At 52.6% G+C, this 1,439-nt stretch carries 2 protein-coding genes; both read right to left on the bottom strand.

The features are described 5' to 3' along the window. Positions 1-564, bottom strand: a 564-nt coding sequence (locus ACOCD2_RS19835; RefSeq protein ID WP_293715978.1) for a restriction endonuclease subunit S, incomplete at its 3' end; no start/stop codon positions are given. After that, on the bottom strand, positions 561-1,403 hold the full coding sequence (dinD, locus tag ACOCD2_RS19830; protein ID WP_293675251.1) for a DNA damage-inducible protein D: 843 nt from the start codon (positions 1,401-1,403) through the stop codon (positions 561-563). The genes dinD and ACOCD2_RS19835, both read right to left, overlap by 4 nt. Positions 1,404-1,439 lie beyond the last annotated feature (36 nt).

The raw sequence follows: 1,439 nt of genomic DNA, 5'->3' as shown, positions 1-1,439 counted from the left end.
CCTATTGCCGCATCTCCAGTTACCTGCAGACCATGGCAAATCAGGGATACAATCCGCTGGTCGCCATTCAAATGGCCTTTTCGGGACAGCTCTATGCTGATAGGGGTGAGTAGTTACCTTGATCTTTGCCATCACACCATTCATTAACTTTGGGTTCCCAATATAGGAAACGTGCTTGCGTGTGATCGTGTTCAATAATTCAGCGATGAATACGTTTGCATAGCCGTCATTGTTTATTAGAACCCCACACACATTTGTACAATAGAATTTTCCTGGCCTATAGTTAACGTCTCCAGCATTCGCTCCATCGGTTGTCCATGTGATAGCATTTTCGTATAGAAAATCAGAGTAATATCCTGATAAGCCATTATTTTTAGTCTGTGATGAATACACAGGATAAGGAGTTGTTTCTGAGGGCATATCGGAAACCAATCTCATGGAGAGCACTTCTCCACGAGTCACCTTAAATATTTCTCCCACCTCCTTTTCTTCCCACGCCCCCGCCTCCCGAAACTCAGGAAAGCGCAGCTTTGGCACCACGGCCTTTGCTTCTTTGCCGCTCATTCGGCATCCAGCCCGTCAGGATTCTTCAGCGCCTTTTTCTGCTCGGAGGTCAGGCGGCGTTCGACTTTTTTCACATCCTCTTCCGGTGGCAGGGTTTCCGGGCGGATGCCCCGGCCCAGCAGGGTTTGACGGACGGCCTGGTTATTGGTGACATGCTCCTGCGAGATTTCCGGCTCGCTGCGCATGTTTTGTTCGCGGGCGTTGTGAATGGTGATTTCAGTGGCAAAATCCTTGGCCTTGAGGATGATGGTGGGTGCAAAGTCGGCCAGGGGGCGATTGGCGGGGACTTTCCAGTGCGCCTTCATGGCCTGGGTGCTCCTGCCAAACAGGGCCTGATCCCCCTTGCTGCGAATCAGGCCGAAGTTACGGTTGCCGCCGGTCTGTTCGTAGATGGTCTTGGAAAGCTCCTTTTCGGTGTCGGCCAGCTTGCGCCGGGCCGATACCCGCTCGTTTTCCAGTATGCGCTGCTCGATCAACTCCGCCTTGCGGGTCTGCATGGCGAAGTAGGTTTGGGCAAAGGCGATGGCTGGCTTGGCCGGGTTGCCGTTCTGGGCTACCAGATAGCAGGCATAGCGGGTAAGCATGATATCGGGGATCTCGCGCTGGCTGCCGGATCCAAGTTCAACCATTTTGCCGACGCCGGCAAAATGGTCCGCAATATCATGGCCGGATATCTCGCAGGCGGTCTTGGCCTTGGAAATCACGTTCAGAAAATTATCCCATTTGCTGTAGTCCAGCAAATGCTGAAGGTCTCGCGCCAGCCAGTATTCAACGCCGTTTTCTGTCTCTTGAGCGTGGGCTTCGAAGTTGTCGGTCATCTGGATGATTTCATGTTGCATGGCTGGCCTCCCTGTTCATTGTTCATACACTTCCAG

Source organism: Thiolapillus sp. (assembly GCF_048562965.1).
GTDB classification, from domain to species: domain Bacteria; phylum Pseudomonadota; class Gammaproteobacteria; order Chromatiales; family Chromatiaceae; genus Thiolapillus; species Thiolapillus brandeum_A.
The sequence above is the reverse complement of the archived record's forward strand: the minus strand, read 5'-3'. Positions and strand labels throughout refer to the sequence as shown.